The organism is Paraburkholderia sp. FW306-02-B, from assembly GCF_058782725.1.
Window position 1 is genome coordinate 2974632 of the sequence record NZ_JBYSXZ010000001.1, and the last position, 16152, is coordinate 2990783.

Consider the following 16152-nt stretch of genomic DNA (forward strand, 5'->3'; position numbering starts at 1 on the left):
GCGACCAGCCCGGCCAGGCGGCACGCTCGCACGACAAGAACGGCATACGAGGAAAATCCGATGAAACTCGGGTACGGCAGCAAATGGACCTTCGTGCTCGCAGCCATTGCGGCAAGCGCATTACAGATGGAGGCGCAAGCGCAGTCGCGCCCGGGTGGTTCCGCAGTCGGCGGCAATCCAATGGATTCACTGCCACAAATCAAGGCGCCCGATAAAGGGCCGAACGTCACCCTGCAGGTCGCGCCGCAAGCGCCGCAGCTTCAGGAACTGCTCGCCCGTCATATAACGCCTTCGCGCGTGCAGGTCGAAGGCGTGAAGTCCATTCCGTTCGATGAAGTCGCGCAACGCTTCACGCCTCTCGTCGGCAAAGACACCACCATCGGCGATCTGATCCAGGTGGCTAACGGCGTCACCAAGCTGTATCAGGACCGAGGCTACGCGCTCTCGTTCGCGTTCATCCCGGCGCAAACTTTCGAAGACGGCGTCGTGCGCGTGACGGTGGTCGAAGGTTACGTATCCGCTGTCAAGATAACGGGCAAGGCGGGAGCGGTCGAAGACAAGATCCGCGCGATCGCCGACCACATCACTGCCGACCGGCCATTGCGGCGCGCCACCTTCGAGCGTTACATCAATGTGCTGGGCCTGCTGCCCGGCGTGAAGGTCGCGGCCAACGTGCCGCCGCCGCAAAACACCGACGGCGCCACCACGCTCGAACTGAACGTGGATCGTAAGCCGTTCGACGTCAGCACCGGCATCGACTTCAACCATCCCGGCGTGCAAGGCCTGCTGACCGCGACCGAGAACGGCCTGACCGCGCTCGGCGAACAATTGAGCGTGTCCGCGTTGCTGCCGAAGGGTCGGGACAACGTGACCTATCTCGCCGCGCACGGCGCGGTGCCGATCGGCAGCAACGGGCTGATCGCGAAGATCGACGCGTCGCACTATCGCGGCAATCCGGTCGACAATCCCGGCCTGCCCTCTTACATCGAACGCACGGTCATCAACGACAAGGTCAGCGGCTCGTTCGCCTATCCGATTCTGTTGAGCAACACGCAAAGCGTGATCGGCACGGCCACGGTCTACGCATCGCACGACGAAGATCGCTACAACAACCATAACACCGGCGCGCAGATCGGCTTGCGTTCGCAAATTCGCGTGCTGCAATTGCAGGCCGACTACACCAGCGTGCAGCCGACCCAGGTGCGCCGCGCGAGTTTCAATGTGGCGAAGGCATTCGATATCCTGGGTGCGTCGAAATCCGGCGACTCGAACGTTCCCGGCGGGCCCGTCACCAATCCGGCGTCGATCAACTTCGTGCGGACCGGCGCAACTTTCTCGCAGACCAACGAGTGGCCGCTGAAGATCGGCACCGCCGTCTCGCTGACCGGTCAGTACAGCGGCGTATCGCTGCCCACCTCGGAACAGATCTCGTTCGGCGCGCAGCGCTTTGCGCAGGGCTATCAACCGGGCGAAGCGTCGGGGGATTCGGGCTGGGGCGCGATGTTCGAAGTCAACCGCGCGTTCACGCCCGGCTTCACGTACCTGCGCACTTTCACCCCGTACCTATCGTTCGACATGGCGCGGGTATATCTGCATGCGGGCACGCCTTCGCCGTCGAGGCTGTCGTCGATTGCGTTCGGCTTCCGGATCTCGGATGCGAAGTACTACAGCCTGGATTTGTCGGTCGCGAAACCGGTCGGCGACGCGCCCGTGGAAAGCGCGTCGCGCAGCCCGCGCATCAACGCGACGTTCTCGTATCAACTGAACTGACGACGGAAAGCGCCGCGTTCTGATTAGAGGTTCCACTATCAAACGGCACGCGCACTTTCACGTATTCTGCGCTGACGGTGTTCGACCGATGCAGCTGAAGCAGGACCTGAGAGGCAACACGAGGCATCACGGCGGCTTATCGCCCAACAGGGCCCAGCAGGGCCCGAGATGCCAATAACGCCGCGCGACCATGATCGTGCGGATTTTTATCAAGGAGGAAGACATGACGCAATTCACTCAACGCGCTCGCGCAATCGTGCTCCGCACAGCCAAACATGCCGCCGTTGCCGGCGTGCTGCTCGCCAGCGCCGTCACCGCGATGGCGCAGGCCGACAGCGCGGTCGGCACCTGGCAAACCATCGACGATCATACCGGCCAGCCCAAGGCGCTCGTTCAGATCACCCAGGACAGCACAGGCTCGCTTAACGGTAAGGTGATCAAGGGATTGGCCGCGAACGACCAACCGGATCGCCGCTGCACGGAATGTACCGACGCGCGCAAGGATCAATTGATTCTCGGCATGACGATCATCAACGATATGAAAAAGGACGGCGACGGCTGGGTTCACGGGCAGATTCTCGACCCGGAAAACGGCAAGGTCTACAAGTGCAAGATGCACCTGGAAGACGGTGGGAACAAGCTGGTGGTGCGCGGCTATATCGGCGTATCGCTGCTTGGCCGCTCGCAGACATGGGTTCGTCAGCAATAATCCGCGCGTAGTTCAGGTATGAATGCCTGAGGTGCTGGGGTAGGTCGGCAGCATGCCGTTACTGCTGTCAGGACCGCATCAGAAGGACCGGCCGACGATCACCATCGCGCGGCCGTTTTTTTGCTTGATCTGATTCGTTCACGTCGTCATGCAGCGTGCTTGAAGGGCGACGTAAACGCGAACGGCGAAGCCGGTACCGGCTTGGCGGACGCAGGGTTGTACACCGCGGGTGCCACAACCGGAGCCGCATCTGCCTGCACGCTCTTCTCCTCGGTGCTCACGTGCGTACGCATACGTGCTTCCATCCTGCTGCACAGTTCTTCGCTTGCGGCGCCGAACAGCTGATCCATCACGCGCTTGAGCACGCCGGATTCGTACCATGCCTTGAAGCGGCGATGGCAGGTTTGATACGACGGGTATTTGCGCGGCATGGCCGACCAGGTCGCGCCGCTATACATCACCCACAGCACGCCGTTGAGCACTGAGCGCGTATTGGCAAGTGGACGGCCGCGCAGTTCGGAGCGCGGACACAGTTCAGGAAGCAACAGTGCAACGCGTTGCCATTCTTCGTCATTGATATCACGGTACGGATTCATGGTTTCTCCTTTGTCAGAACCACGACAAAGAAGATATCCAGTCGCCCGTGGGCGGAATATAAGACCAATCCGAATCTTGAAAATACGTCTTCGGACACCGCCCATTTGGCGAGCGGACCGTGATCTATCGCAAAACCGCCACCGCGAGGATGACGCGAGCCCTCAGGTCAGCGACGTATCGACGATGCGCCGCGGCGCGTCGAGATATTCCTTCGACTGCATTTCGACGATGCGCGACACCGTGCGCGTGAACTCGTTGGCCATCGGGCCGCCGACGTACAGTTGCTCGGGCGGCACCGCCGCGGACATCAGCAGCTTGACCTTGTGGTCGTAGAAGACGTCGATCAGCCACGTGAAGCGGCGCGCTTCCGAAGCCATGCGCACCGACATCTGCGGTACGCCGGACAGAATCACCGCGTGAAACCGGCTCGCCAGTTCCAGGTAGTCGTTCTGCGAGCGCGGACCGCCGCACAGGGTCGCGAAATCGAACCACACGACACCGTCAGCGCGGCGCAACGCCTTCAGCTCCCGCTTTTCGATGTGCAGCAGCGGGCTTTCGTCGGGGACCGCGGCAAGGCGCGAATACGCGTCGCGCAAGGCCTTGTCCGCCGCCGCGCCGAGCGGCGTGTGATACACCTCGACCTGGGCCAGCGTGCGCTGCCGGTAGTCGATGCCGGCATCGACGTTGATCACGTCGAGCTTTGCCTTGATCAGTTCGATTGCCGGCAGCATGCGGTCGCGATGCAGGCCGTCCGGATACAGCGTGTCCGGATCGTAGTTGGACGTCATCACGAACTGCACGCCGTTCTCGAACATCTTGTCGAGCAGGCGATACAGGATCATCGCGTCGGCGATATCCGACACGTGGAATTCGTCGAAACAGATCAGCCGGTAGCGCTTCGCGATACGGCGCGCGAGTTCGTCGAGCGGATCGGCCTGGCCTTTCAGTTCTTCCAGTTCGCGATGCACTTCGCGCATGAACTCGTGGAAGTGCAGCCGCGTTTTGCGCTGCACCGGCACGATCATGTAGAAGCTGTCCATCAGGAAGCTCTTGCCCCGCCCTACGCCGCCCCACATGTACACGCCGCGAGGCAGATCCGGGTGGATGATCAGTTTCTTGAACGCGTTCGAGCGGCGCGATTTGTATTCGACCCACTCTTCATAGCACCGCTGCAGACGGTCGACCGCCGCGCGTTGCGCCGGGTCCGATTGATAACCCCGCGTCTGCAGTTCTTTTTCGTAGTATTCGGTGACGTTCATTGTGTTGCTGCAAAAAGAAAGGCGGGAGGGAGTGAACCCGCCCGCCTTCGTGGTGATGCTGGAGTGCTGCGATCAGTCAGGCGTGCGCTGGTTACATGTTCAGCGCGCGCTTGTCGACGGCGAGAGCCGCTTCGCGCATGACTTCAGACAACGACGGGTGCGGATGGCAAATGCGGCCGATGTCTTCCGACGCTGCCTTGAATTCCATCGCCACCACGGCTTCCGCGATCAGGTCCGATGCGTTCGCCGAGATGATGTGCACGCCGAGCAGTTCGTCGGTCTTCGCGTCGGCGATCATCTTGACGAAACCATCCGCCTTGTTGATCCCCAGCGCGCGGCCGTTCGCCATGAACGGGAACTGGCCCGTCTTGACTTCGCGGCCTTCGTCCTTCAGTTGCTGCTCCGTCTTGCCGACCCACGCGATTTCCGGTTCGGTGTAGATCACCCACGGAATGCAGTTGTAGTCGATATGCGGCTTCTGACCGTCGATGATTTCGGCAACCAGCACGCCTTCGTCTTCAGCCTTGTGCGCGAGCATCGGGCCACGCACCACGTCGCCGATCGCGTACACGTTCGGCGCGGCCGTCGCGCAGTGGTCGTCGACGTCGATGAAGCCGCGCTCGTTGGCCTTCAGGCCGATCGCTTCGAGGCCGAGGTTGTCGGTGTTCGGCACGCGGCCGATCGACACGATCAGACGGTCGGCTTCGAGCGTTTGCGCGTTGCCGTCCTTGTCCGTGTAGTTCAGCGTGACGCTCTTGTCGGTCGTCGTCACTTCGCCGACCTTCACGCCGACGTGGATGTCCAGACCTTGCTTCTTGAACTGCTTGGCGGCTTCCTTAGCCAGCGCCTGATCCGCTGCGCCGAGGAATTCCGGCAGCGCTTCGAGCACGGTCACTTCCGAGCCCAGACGGCGCCACACCGAGCCGAGTTCCAGGCCGATCACACCTGCGCCGATCACGGCGAGCTTCTTCGGCACGGTGTCGAAGCTCAGTGCGCCTTCGTTGTCGGACACGATCTTGTTGTCGACCGGCACGTTCGGCAGGTGACGCGCCTTCGAGCCCGTCGCGATGATCACGTTCTTCGCCGTGACGATTTCGGTTTCGCCTTCGCCGCTCACTTCGATCTGCACACCGGCGTCCGTCTTGCCGGTGAACTTGCCATGACCCTTGAGCCACGTGATCTTGTTCTTGCGGAACAGGAACTCGATGCCCTTGGTCATCTTCTCGACGATGCCTTCCTTGCGGGACAGCATCTTCGTGATGTCGAGATTCACGTCCGACACGTTGATACCGTGATCGGCGAGGTGGTGCTGCGCGTTTTCAAATTCTTCCGACGACGCGAGCAGCGCCTTCGACGGAATGCAACCGACGTTCAGACACGTGCCGCCGAGCTTCAGCGCGCCGGCCGGGTTCTTCCATTTTTCGATACATGCAACCGACTTGCCGAGCTGGGCAGCGCGGATTGCGGCGACATAGCCGCCGGGGCCTGCGCCGATCACGACAACGTCAAATTCTTTGGACATGACAATCCTTTTGATGGCAGAACGGCGCGCGGCCACGCTTCGTGGCGCGCGTCGTTCCAGTACTGCGGAATGCTGGAGGCGTGTTGCTTATATCGCGACGACTGTGGTGATTACAAGCCGGCGATTACAGGTCGAGCAGCAGGCGAGCCGGGTCTTCCAGCGCGTCCTTCATCGCGACCAGCGACAGCACCGCTTCGCGACCGTCGATGATCCGGTGGTCGTACGACAGCGCCAGATAGTTCATCGGACGGATCACGATCTGGCCGTTTTCGACCACAGCGCGTTCCTTGGTGGCGTGCACGCCCAGAATGGCGGATTGCGGCGGGTTGATGATCGGCGTCGACAGCATCGAGCCGAACACGCCGCCGTTCGAGATCGAGAACGTACCGCCGGTCATTTCTTCGATCGACAGCTTGCCGTCCTTGGCCTTCTGGCCGAATTCGGCAATCTTCTTCTCGATTTCGGCGAGGCTCAGCTGATCTGCATTGCGCAGGATCGGCACCACCAGACCGCGCGGCGACCCGACCGCGATACCGATATCGAAGTAGCCGTGATAGACGATGTCGTTACCGTCGATCGACGCGTTCACGAGCGGGAATTTCTTCAGCGCGTGAACAGCCGCCTTCACGAAGAACGACATGAAGCCGAGCTTCACGCCATGTTCCTTCTCGAACTTGTCTTTGTATTTGTTGCGCAGGTCCATCACCGGCGCCATGTTCACTTCGTTGAACGTCGTGAGGATGGCGTTGGTTTGTTGCGACTCGAGCAGACGCTCGGCGATACGCGCACGCAGACGCGACATCGGCACGCGTTGTTCCGGACGGTCCTTCAGCCATTGCTCGGCCGATGCCGGCGCCTTGACGTCCGGCAGCGAGGGCTTCGCAGCCTTCGGTGCGGCAGCCGGTGCGGCAGCCCTGGCGGCCGGTGCCGGTGCGGCTTGCGCGGTCAGCACGTCGCCCTTCGTGATGCGGCCGTCGCGGCCCGTGCCGGCGACGTCGCCTGCGGACAGATTCTTTTCAGCCATCAGCTTGCCGGCAGCCGGCGAAGCAGCGGTGTTCGCACCCGTTGCGGATGCGGCTTGAGCAGCAGGTGCTGCGGCCGGTGTCGGAGCGGCAACCGGAGCCGGCTTCACTTCTGCTTCGACAGCAGCGGCGCCAGCGGTACCTTCGGTGTCGATCTTGGCGATCACCTGATCGGCGGTGACGGTGTCGCCGTCGTTCGCGATGACTTGCGCGAGCACGCCCGCCGACGGAGCCGGCACTTCGAGCACGACCTTGTCGGTCTCGATTTCGATGAGAATTTCGTCTTGTGCGACAGCCTCGCCGGGCTTCTTTTTCCACTGCAGCATGGTGGCTTCCGAGACCGACTCGGAGAGCTGGGGAACCTTGACTTCAACAATAGCCATTATGAATATCCTGAATACGTATCGGGTGACGGCGCGGTGAACGACGACCGCCTGCGAACCATAACTGCCGCGAATGAACCTTCAGACGCGGCACGGGAAAGCGCGTGGCGCTTTCCCGGTTCGTCTGTTGTGTTTATTTAGCGATCGACGCGCTCTTGAGGCGGCCGAAAGCGCCTTCAACCAGCGCCTTCTGCTGCTCGTAGTGCTTCGCGTAGTAGCCGACTGCCGGCGAGGCCGAAGCCGGACGGCCGCTGTATGCCAGCTTCTGCCCGTCCTTCATGCCTTCCTTCAGGTGGTGCTCGATGTAGAACCACGGACCCTGATTCTGCGGCTCGTCCTGCACCCAGACCACTTCGGTCGCGTTGTCGTACTTCTTCATTTCCGCTTCGAACTGCTTATGCGCGAACGGATAGAGCTGTTCGATACGGATGACCGCGACGTCGTTCGCCTTCGCTTCGCGGCGATGCGCGACGAGGTCGTAGTACACGCGGCCCGAGCAGGCCAGCACGCGCTTGACCTTCTTCGCGTCGATGGCCTCGTCCACTTCGCCGAGAATCGGCTGGAACGCGCCCTTCGCCAGTTCCGACAGATCCGATACGGCTTCCTTGTGACGCAGCAGCGATTTCGGCGTAGCGACGATCAGCGGCTTGCGGAACAGGCGGATCATCTGACGGCGCAACAGATGGAAAATCTGCGCCGGCGTGGTCGGTTGAACGACCTGCATGTTGTGGTCCGCGCACAGTTGCAGGAACCGTTCGATACGTGCCGACGAATGCTCCGGACCTTGACCTTCGTAGCCGTGCGGCAGCAGCATCGTCAGGCCCGAGACGCGGCCCCACTTCACTTCGCCCGACGAGATGAACTGGTCGATCACGACTTGCGCGCCGTTCACGAAGTCGCCGAACTGCGCTTCCCACGCGACGAACGTATTCGGTTCAGCAGTCGAATATCCGTATTCGAAGCCCAGCACCGCTTCTTCCGACAGCACCGAGTCGATCACCGTGAACTTCGCCTGACCTTCGGCGATATTCTGCAGCGGCACATACGTGCCGTCGTTCCAGCGTTCGCGGTTCTGATCGTGCAGCACCGCGTGACGGTGCGTGAACGTGCCGCGGCCCGAGTCCTGACCGGTCAGACGCACCGCGTAGCCCGATGCGACCAGCGACGCGAATGCCAGGTGTTCGCCCATGCCCCAGTCGAGCTTCGCTTCACCACGGCCCATCGCGCGACGGTCGTTGATGACGCGCTCGACCAGCGGGTGAACCTTGAAGTTTTCCGGGATCGTGGTGACGCGCTCAGCGAGCCGCTTCAACTCAGCCAGCGGCACTGCCGTGTCGGCTGCGTCGGTCCACTTGCGGTTCAGGAACGGGACCCAGTCGACCGCATATTTGCTCTTGTAGTTCGAGAGCACCGGATCGATCGTGTGATGGCCTTCGTCCATCGCCTTGCGGTAGGCCTTGACGTATTCGTCTCCGTCAGCAGCCGTGATCACGCCTTGTTGCACCAGCTTTTCAGCGTACAGCGCGCGCGTGCCCGGATGCTTCGCAATCGTCTTGTACATCAGCGGCTGCGTGACCGCCGGCGTGTCCTGCTCGTTGTGACCCAGCTTACGGAAGCAGACGATGTCGACGACGACGTCCTTATGGAACTGCATCCGGAAGTCGATGGCCAGCTGCGTAGCCAGCACAACCGCTTCAGGATCGTCACCGTTCACGTGCAGCACCGGCGCTTCGATCATCTTGACGACGTCCGAGCAGTACAACGTGGAGCGCGAGTCGCGCGGATCCGACGTCGTGAAGCCGATCTGGTTGTTGATGACGATGTGCAGCGTGCCGTGCGTGCCGTAACCGCGCGTTTGCGCGAGGTTCAGCGTTTCCATCACGACGCCCTGGCCTGCGAAGGCCGCGTCGCCGTGGATCTGCACCGGCAGCACTTGCAGGCCGCTGTCGTCGCCGCGACGGTCCATACGGGCCTTGGCTGAGCCTTCGACCACCGGGTTGACGATTTCGAGGTGCGACGGGTTGAACGCGAGCGACAGGTGAACCGGGCCGCCATCGGTCGAGACGTCCGACGAGAAACCCTTGTGGTATTTCACGTCGCCAGCCGGCAGGTCATCGACGTGCTTGCCTTCGAATTCGGCAAACAGGTCCGCCGGCATCTTGCCGAGCGTATTGACCAGCACGTTCAGACGGCCACGGTGGGCCATGCCGATGACGATTTCCTGGACGCCGTTAGCGCCGCCATGACGCACGACTTCGTCCATCGACGCGATGAAGCTTTCGCCGCCTTCGAGCGAGAAGCGTTTCTGGCCAACGTACTTGGTGTGCAGGAAGCGCTCGAGGCCTTCAGCGGCCGTCAGGCGATTCAGGATGTGCTTTTTCTTGTCATTGGAGAAATTCGGCGTCGAACGGATCGACTCGAGCCTCTCTTTCCACCAGCGCTTCTGTTCCGGATCGCTCAGGTACATGTACTCGATGCCGATCGTGCCGCAATACGTGTCGCGCAATGCCTTGACGATCTCGCGCAGCGACGCACGCTCGAACCCGAAGTACAGATTCGTCGCGCTGAACTCCTGGTCCATATCGGCTTCGGTGAAGTCGTAGAACGCGGGTTCAAGTTCGGGGATAGCGGGACGTTCGCGGCGCTTCAGAGGATCGAGATTGGCCCATTGCGTGCCGAGGAAGCGATATGCGCCGATGAGGGACTGCACATAGACTTGCTTGCGTGCGGTAGCGAGATCTTCGCCGCCGGTAGCCGTGCGCGGGATGAAGGCGTTAGCCTTGGCCCGTTGAGCAAACGATTCGACGATCGGGCCATGGGCCACGTCGTTGGCATTGCTGCCATCCGATGCAGGGACGTTCTGCAACGCATCGAAATAGCTGCGCCAGTTCTCGGGCACTGACGCCGGATTATCGAGATACGCTTCGTACATTTCTTCTACGTACGGAGCATTGCCGCCGAACAGATAAGAGTTCGACTGGAATTGCTTCATCATTTTTACGCTCACCTTTCTTCGAGTTTCTCGAGAAATAGCGGGTTACAGAACCTTCCGCGACACGGCCTGACCGTTTAGCGGATTGCGCGAATCAAGTCTTGCTTGGAAGGACCTAAAACTTTGCACCCGGGGAGCATATCACATAACGGATAGTCCAGATAGCAGACGGATTGCCGCTCGAGCCCCGCCGCGACGGGCTTTCTGGCTAGTTTCCAGTCCTTGCAACAGTCTTCTGCGAAAAACGGGGGACAAATGGGAATAGAACCCGCGGCTAACGGCGCATCAGTTATGCGGGAGCCCAAAAACGGCAAAAGCCACCCGAAGGTGGCTTTTGCCTGACATCGGCCGCGAAATCGCGGCGCGATACCTATTTAGTCCACTGCGCCCTTACGGCTGGCGCTGCGACGCTCGTGTTCCTTCAGGTAACGCTTGCGCAGACGGATCGATTGCGGCGTGACTTCGACCAGCTCGTCGTCGTCGATGAATTCGACCGCGTATTCCAGCGACATCTGGATCGGCGGCACGAGGCGCACCGCTTCGTCCGTACCCGACGAGCGCACGTTGGTCAGCTGCTTGCCCTTGATCGGGTTCACGACCAGGTCGTTGTCGCGGCTGTGAATGCCGATGATCATGCCTTCGTACAGCGGCTCACCCGGCGACACGAACATACGGCCGCGATCCTGCAGCTTCCACAGCGCGTATGCAACCGCTGCGCCGTCGTCCTGCGAAATCAGCACGCCGTTACGACGCTCGCCGACCGCACCTTCCTTGACCGGCTGATACGAGTCGAACGTGTGGCTCATCAGGCCCGTACCGCGCGTGAGCGTCAGGAATTCCGACTGGAAGCCGATCAGGCCACGTGCCGAAATACGATACTCGAGACGCGTACGACCACGGCCGTCCGACGCCATGTCGAGCATTTCGCCCTTACGGCGGCCCAACTCTTCCATCACGCCGCCCTGGTGGCCGTCTTCCATGTCGACGGTCAGGTTTTCGTACGGCTCGTGCTTCACGCCGTCGATTTCCTGCATCACCACGCGCGGACGCGACACGGCCAGCTCGTAGCCTTCACGACGCATGTTTTCCACAAGAATGGTCAGATGCAGTTCACCGCGGCCCGCCACTTCGAACGTGGTTTCGTCGCCGGTTTCCTTCACGCGCAGCGCGACGTTGTGGTTCAGTTCCTTCATCAGGCGATCGCGAATCTGACGGCTCGTGACGAACTTGCCTTCGCGGCCGGCCAGCGGCGACGAATTGACGAGGAAGTTCATCGTCAGCGTCGGCTCGTCGACGGTAATCATCGGCAGCGCTTCCGGCTGTTCCGGCGAGCAGATGGTCACGCCGATACCGATTTCTTCGATACCGTTGATCAGCACGATGTCGCCTGCCTCAGCCGACTCCACCTGCACGCGCTCCAGCCCCTTGAACGACAGCACCTGATTGATCTTGCGGTTCAGGATCGCGCCGTCCGGGCCCGAACGCACGGCCACTGCCATGCCCGGCTTGATACGGCCACGCGTGATGCGGCCCACGCCGATGCGACCGACATACGACGAGTAATCCAGCGACGTGATCTGCAATTGCAGCGGTGCTTCCGGATCGGCCGGGCGGACCGGCACGTGTTGCAGCACGGCGTCGAACAGCGGACGCATGTCGCCTTCGCGCACGTCCGGCGTCAAACCGGCGTAGCCGTTCAGGCCCGACGCGTAGACGATCGGGAAGTCGAGTTGCTCGTCCGACGCGCCCAGCTTGTCGAACAGATCGAAGGTCTGGTTGATCACCCAGTCGATCCGCGCGCCCGGCCGGTCGACCTTGTTGATGACGACGATCGGCTTCAGGCCGAGCGCCAGCGCCTTCTTGGTCACGAAGCGGGTTTGCGGCATCGGGCCTTCGACCGCGTCGACCAGCAACAGCACCGAGTCGACCATCGACAGCACGCGCTCCACTTCGCCGCCGAAGTCGGCGTGGCCCGGGGTGTCGACGATGTTGATGTGCGTGCCTTCGTACTCGACCGCGCAGTTCTTCGAAAGAATCGTGATGCCACGTTCTTTTTCGATGTCGTTCGAGTCCATCACCCGCTCGACCACCGCCTGATTCTCACGGAACGTGGCGGTCTGGCGAAGGAGCTGGTCGACGAGCGTAGTCTTGCCGTGGTCGACGTGGGCAATGATGGCGATGTTGCGTAGGGCGCGGGTCATAGGAAACCTGGAGACAGTTGAGAGTGCGCCGGTTGCTTATATAAACCACGACAAGCCCAAAGCGCACTTTTGGGAACCCGATATTGTAGCACGCACAAATGAAGCTCTCTGGTATTCCCTGATAGACCGACAGTTTCCCATGCGGAGGTGCGTAGGAAGAAGCGCCATCCAGCGCCCGCGAACTCTTACGCGAAACCACGCGCATTAGGTCTTGAGCGGGAAAAGTTCCTTGCCTAAGCTGTAATAACGCTTGCCGCGTCAATCAACCGCCCCCTATAATCCTGCCTAGTCAACCATTGCATTCGCACGAGAATCATGACGGAGCCGTCCCCCACCCCCACGCCGGACCTCAGCGAGTACCAGCTAGGCGAAAGCGTCGGCTATCTGATTTCGCGCGTGAAATCGACCATGTCCAACCTGGTCACCCAACGCAGCATGGCCGAACTTGGCGTCACCAGTCAGCAGGGCAGCATCCTGTTCATGGTGGCCAGCGGCAAATGTCTGCTGGCAGCGGAATTGGCGCGCGAATACGGTATCGATGCAAGCGCCGTCACTCGCCTCGTCGACCGGCTGGAGAAACGCGGGCTGCTGACAAGGGTGCGCAGCAACGAAGACCGGCGTGTCGTCAGGTTGGCATTGACGCCGGAAGGCCATGCGATCGCGGCGAAGATGCCGGCGATTTTCAACGGCGTGCTGGACAGCCTGCTGGGTAGCTTCACTCCCGAAGAAGTGGGTTTCCTGAAGAGCATGCTGCGCCGCGTGCTCATCAATTCCGGCGAACAAACGGGACTAACCCGTGATGCAGCAAGCAATTTTGACAGCAAATCGTAAGAAATTGCTTGCAGTGTCCATCATTACATTCCACTCAAAGAGTCGAGCGATGAAATCCCTTTCCCTGTCCGCGCCCGCGCTGTCGAGCCGGGCCGCTGTCGCCGCTGCGGTGACGGCGCTCGCCCTTACGGGGTGCGCGAACTACTTCGGCATGAAGAGCGACAAGCAGATCTCGTCGCCGGCTCAGTACGAGTCCACCCAGAGTCTGCCCGGCCAGGGCGGCCAGTGGCCGTCGCTCGACTGGGCCAACCAGTTCGGCGACCCGCAACTGCCCAAGCTGATCGCGGAAGCGCTGGAAGGCAATCCGTCGATCGCGCAGGCGCAGGCACGCGTGGCAAAAGCCTCGTCGTACATCGAAAGCTCGCGCTCGGCGCTGTACCCGAAGGTCAACGGCAGCTATTCGTGGACCCGCGAACTGTTCTCGGGCAACGCGCTCTACCCGCCTCCGTACGGCGGCGCCTGGTATAGCGAAAACAACGTGCTGGCGAGCGCCTCGTGGGATCTAGACCTGTGGGGCAAGAACCGCCAGCGTCTGGGCCAGGCCGTATCGCAGGAAAAGGCCGCTGAGGCCGACATGCAGCAGGCGCGCGTGACGCTGGCCGCGTCGGTGGCTAGCACGTACAACCAGCTTGCGCAGCTGTATGCGTTCCGCGATATCGCTGAGCGTGAAATCGCCAACCGCCAGGACATCGGCCGGATCACCAACGGCCGCGTGAGCGCCGGTCTCGACACCAACGTCGAGCGGCAGACCGCGAACGGCAACATCGCGACCAGCCAGTCGAATTTGACTGACCTGGACGGTCAGATCACCGTGGTGCGTTATCAGTTGGGCGCGCTGCTCGGCAAAGGCCCGGATCGCGGCCTGCAAATCGCCCAGCCGGTTCTGACCACCGGCGACACCGTCGCGTTGCCGAACAATCTGCCGGCTGACCTCGTCGCACGTCGCGCCGATATCGTCGCCGCGCGCTGGCAGGTCGAAGCCGCGATGCACGATGTGAAGGAGGCGAAAGCTGAATTCTTCCCGGACGTCAACCTCGCGGCCGGCTTCGGTTTCGACGCGTTCGGCTGGGGCCGTTTTCTCAAATCCGGCAGCCGTCAGATGCAATTCGGCCCGGCGATCCACCTGCCGATCTTCGACGCCGGCGCGCTGCGCTCGCAGTTGAAGGGCCGTTACGCCGACTTCGACCTCGATGTGGCGAACTACAACCAGACGCTGATCAGCGCCTTGTCCGACGTCGCGACGCAAGTCTCGTCGATCCGGTCGATCGATCGCCAATCGGGCGACGCCCAGCGCGCGCTCGACGCGTCGACCAAAGCGTACGAGCTGGCCGTGATTCGCTATAAGGCCGGCTTGTCGCCGCAGTTGCAGGTGCTGACCGCCGACCAGAACCGCCTTGCCGCCGAACAGACGGTAACGAGCCTGAAGATGCGCCGCCGCGATATGCAGATCGGCCTCATCAAGGCGCTCGGCGGCGGTTTCGACGCGACGCAGACCGGCCTCGTGGTGCCGACCGATGCCCCGGCCTCGGCGACGGCCGCGACCGCCGCCGCAAACTGAAGCCAGACCGGCGCGACACACACACGCACGAACATCCGAATAAACGACGACGCTTGAGAGAACCCGGAGCACATCAATGAGCACCCCCCAGCAGCCCGCGCCCCCCGCACAACCGGCGAACAACGGCAAACGCAAGCGCATGATGACGCTGCTCGTCATCGTGATCCTGATCGCAGCGATCGCTTACGGTCTTTACTACTTCCTCGTCGCGCGCTTCCATGAAGACACCGACGATGCGTACGTGAACGGCAACGTCGTGCAGATCACACCCCAAGTCACCGGCACGGTCGTCGCCGTGAACGCGGATGACACGCAAACCGTGAGGGCCGGCGACCCGCTCGTCGTGCTCGATCCGGCCGACGCACGCGTCGCGCTGGAACAAGCCGAAGCGAATCTCGCGCAAACGGTGCGCCAGGTGCGCGGCCTGTTCGCCGACGACAACCAGTACCAGGCGCAAGTCGCCGTACGCCAGGCCGATCTGTCGCGCGCTCAGGACGACCTGAAGCGCCGTATGACGGTCGCGCAAACCGGCGCTGTGTCGCAGGAAGAAATCTCGCATGCTCGCGACGCCGTGAAAAGCGCGCAGGCCGCACTCGACGCCGCCGAGCAACAGCTCGCGTCGAACCGCGCGCTGACCGCCAACACCACGATCGCGAATCACCCGAACGTGCAAGCTTCCGCCGCGAAGGTCCGCGACGCTTACCTGAACAACGCGCGTAACAACCTGCCGGCGCCTGTTACCGGCTACGTCGCGAAGCGCTCGGTGCAGGTCGGCCAGCGCGTCTCGCCGGGCAATCCGCTGATGGCGATCGTGCCGCTGAACGGCGTGTGGGTGGACGCGAACTTCAAGGAAGTGCAACTGAAGCATATGCGCATCGGCCAGCCGGTCGAACTGACGGCCGACGTGTACGGCTCGTCGGTGGTGTTCCACGGCAAGGTGGTCGGCTTCTCGGCGGGCACGGGTTCGGCCTTCTCGCTGCTGCCCGCGCAGAACGCGACCGGCAACTGGATCAAGGTGGTGCAGCGCCTGCCGGTGCGAATCGCGCTCGACCCGCAAGAACTTGAGAAGCACCCGCTGCGTATCGGTCTGTCGATGCAAGCCGACGTGACCATCAAGAACGACGACGGCGGCCAGCTCGGCAACGCGCCGAACACGGTCTATCAAACCAGCGTGTTCGAGAAGTACGGCGACGAGGCCGATGCGGAAATCGCTCGCATCATCTCGGAGAACGCAGGTCCGAACGGCGGCTCGCAGAAGTCGAGCCAAGCCGCGAAGCCCGCTGCGAAGTTGATGTAAGCCTTGCCACG

At 61.9% G+C, this 16152-nt stretch carries 11 protein-coding genes; 5 read left to right on the plus strand and 6 right to left on the minus strand.

Going from position 1 to position 16152, the window contains the following annotated elements; all coding sequences use genetic code 11:
• Positions 1–60: 60 nt before the first annotated feature.
• Positions 61–1770: a ShlB/FhaC/HecB family hemolysin secretion/activation protein gene (locus tag AC3WOG_RS13250; RefSeq protein WP_492578425.1), complete on the plus strand. Its 1710-nt coding sequence runs from the start codon at positions 61–63 to the stop codon at positions 1768–1770.
• Positions 1771–1993: 223 nt separating this feature from the next.
• Positions 1994–2479 carry a DUF2147 domain-containing protein gene (locus AC3WOG_RS13255; RefSeq protein WP_492578427.1) on the plus strand — a complete coding sequence of 162 codons (486 nt, stop codon included), beginning with the start codon at positions 1994–1996 and terminating at the stop codon, positions 2477–2479.
• A gap of 146 nt (positions 2480–2625) precedes the next feature.
• On the opposite strand, the gene AC3WOG_RS13260 is transcribed toward AC3WOG_RS13255, so the two are convergent.
• The 6 genes from AC3WOG_RS13260 to typA form a co-directional block, all read right to left on the minus strand.
• Complete coding sequence (locus AC3WOG_RS13260; RefSeq protein ID WP_492578428.1) at positions 2626–3075, minus strand: transposase; 450 nt, start codon at positions 3073–3075, stop codon at positions 2626–2628.
• A gap of 162 nt (positions 3076–3237) precedes the next feature.
• On the minus strand, positions 3238–4335 hold the full coding sequence (gene zapE, locus AC3WOG_RS13265) for a cell division protein ZapE (protein ID WP_492578429.1): 1098 nt from the start codon (positions 4333–4335) through the stop codon (positions 3238–3240).
• Between the two features lie 91 nt (positions 4336–4426).
• Entirely contained in the window at positions 4427–5857 is a 1431-nt protein-coding gene (gene lpdA / locus AC3WOG_RS13270; RefSeq protein WP_492578430.1) for a dihydrolipoyl dehydrogenase, read from the minus strand.
• Positions 5858–5981: 124 nt separating this feature from the next.
• Positions 5982–7262 (minus strand): 2-oxoglutarate dehydrogenase complex dihydrolipoyllysine-residue succinyltransferase, encoded by a 1281-nt coding sequence (gene odhB / locus AC3WOG_RS13275; protein WP_492578432.1) that lies wholly within the window; start codon positions 7260–7262, stop codon positions 5982–5984.
• 133 nt (positions 7263–7395) lie between these two features.
• Positions 7396–10257, minus strand: a complete 2862-nt coding sequence (locus AC3WOG_RS13280; RefSeq protein WP_492578433.1) for a 2-oxoglutarate dehydrogenase E1 component — start codon at positions 10255–10257, stop codon at positions 7396–7398.
• 371 nt (positions 10258–10628) lie between these two features.
• The gene (gene typA / locus AC3WOG_RS13285; protein ID WP_492578434.1) at positions 10629–12455 is read right to left on the minus strand and encodes a translational GTPase TypA; all 1827 of its coding nucleotides are present in this window, start codon (positions 12453–12455) and stop codon (positions 10629–10631) included.
• A gap of 315 nt (positions 12456–12770) precedes the next feature.
• Between typA and AC3WOG_RS13290 the strand changes: the two genes are divergently transcribed.
• The 3 genes from AC3WOG_RS13290 to AC3WOG_RS13300 all read left to right on the plus strand — a co-directional run bounded on the left by AC3WOG_RS13290 (position 12771) and on the right by AC3WOG_RS13300 (position 16141).
• Positions 12771–13286, plus strand: coding sequence for a MarR family winged helix-turn-helix transcriptional regulator (locus tag AC3WOG_RS13290; RefSeq protein WP_492578435.1), 516 nt, complete (start codon positions 12771–12773; stop codon positions 13284–13286).
• A 49-nt stretch (positions 13287–13335) separates the two neighbouring features.
• Positions 13336–14844 (plus strand): efflux transporter outer membrane subunit, encoded by a 1509-nt coding sequence (locus AC3WOG_RS13295; RefSeq protein ID WP_492578436.1) that lies wholly within the window; start codon positions 13336–13338, stop codon positions 14842–14844.
• Between the two features lie 76 nt (positions 14845–14920).
• Positions 14921–16141: an EmrA/EmrK family multidrug efflux transporter periplasmic adaptor subunit gene (locus AC3WOG_RS13300; protein WP_492578437.1), complete on the plus strand. Its 1221-nt coding sequence runs from the start codon at positions 14921–14923 to the stop codon at positions 16139–16141.
• The last annotated feature ends 11 nt before the right edge of the window (positions 16142–16152 follow it).

What these genes read in the sequence shown, in the direction of transcription:
- AC3WOG_RS13290 (WP_492578435.1), top strand. Translation starts at nt 12,771, where the DNA reads ATGACGGAGCCGTCCCCCACCCCCACGCCGGACCTCAGCGAGTACCAG.
- AC3WOG_RS13255 (WP_492578427.1), top strand. Translation starts at nt 1,994, where the DNA reads ATGACGCAATTCACTCAACGCGCTCGCGCAATCGTGCTCCGCACAGCC.
- lpdA (WP_492578430.1), bottom strand. Translation starts at nt 5,857, where the DNA reads ATGTCCAAAGAATTTGACGTTGTCGTGATCGGCGCAGGCCCCGGCGGC.
- AC3WOG_RS13295 (WP_492578436.1), top strand. Translation starts at nt 13,336, where the DNA reads ATGAAATCCCTTTCCCTGTCCGCGCCCGCGCTGTCGAGCCGGGCCGCT.
- AC3WOG_RS13250 (WP_492578425.1), top strand. Translation starts at nt 61, where the DNA reads ATGAAACTCGGGTACGGCAGCAAATGGACCTTCGTGCTCGCAGCCATT.
- zapE (WP_492578429.1), bottom strand. Translation starts at nt 4,335, where the DNA reads ATGAACGTCACCGAATACTACGAAAAAGAACTGCAGACGCGGGGTTAT.
- odhB (WP_492578432.1), bottom strand. Translation starts at nt 7,262, where the DNA reads ATGGCTATTGTTGAAGTCAAGGTTCCCCAGCTCTCCGAGTCGGTCTCG.
- AC3WOG_RS13300 (WP_492578437.1), top strand. Translation starts at nt 14,921, where the DNA reads ATGAGCACCCCCCAGCAGCCCGCGCCCCCCGCACAACCGGCGAACAAC.
- AC3WOG_RS13260 (WP_492578428.1), bottom strand. Translation starts at nt 3,075, where the DNA reads ATGAATCCGTACCGTGATATCAATGACGAAGAATGGCAACGCGTTGCA.
- AC3WOG_RS13280 (WP_492578433.1), bottom strand. Translation starts at nt 10,257, where the DNA reads ATGATGAAGCAATTCCAGTCGAACTCTTATCTGTTCGGCGGCAATGCT.
- typA (WP_492578434.1), bottom strand. Translation starts at nt 12,455, where the DNA reads ATGACCCGCGCCCTACGCAACATCGCCATCATTGCCCACGTCGACCAC.